Below are 458 nucleotides of genomic sequence, written 5' to 3'. Positions count from 1 at the left end.
GAACACATTTTATGGAATTACTGCAGCTCAAGTATTTTAAGACAGTCGCTCGTACGGAACATATAACAAAAGCGGCACAGGAACTTCATATCTCCCAACCAGCTTTAAGTGTTACTATCGCTCGATTAGAAGAAGAATTAGGAGTTCCCTTATTCGATCGAGTCGGGAGGCAARTTCGTCTAAACACTTTCGGAAAAGCTTTTCTCAAGCAAGTAGATACAGCCCTTGAGGCACTGGAAGTAGGTAAACGACAAGTTACAGACATGGCTGGATTAGAACGTGGAAGTGTTTTAATAGCTACTACGACCTTAAATCGAGTATCTGAATTACTAGCACCTTTTCTAGACTTATATCCACATATTAACTTCCGCATAACGCAGGCATCCACAGAAGAATTGAAAGTTCAACTCCTTGAAAACGGCGAAATCGACTTTTGTCTTACTCCTTCACCTATTGAT

Annotated in this window: 1 protein-coding gene; it reads left to right on the top strand. The window is 40.5% G+C overall.

Annotation, left to right across the window (positions count from 1 at the left end; all coding sequences use genetic code 11):
• Positions 1-11: 11 nt before the first annotated feature.
• Positions 12-458: LysR family transcriptional regulator (locus tag AC1DJR_RS33370; protein ID WP_477004608.1), on the top strand; the 447-nt coding region annotated here is incomplete at its 3' end.

This window comes from Bacillus sp. 05T31 (assembly GCF_056396725.1).
Note: the sequence above shows the minus strand (reverse complement) of the source record. Positions and strands in the feature narration are given on the sequence as shown.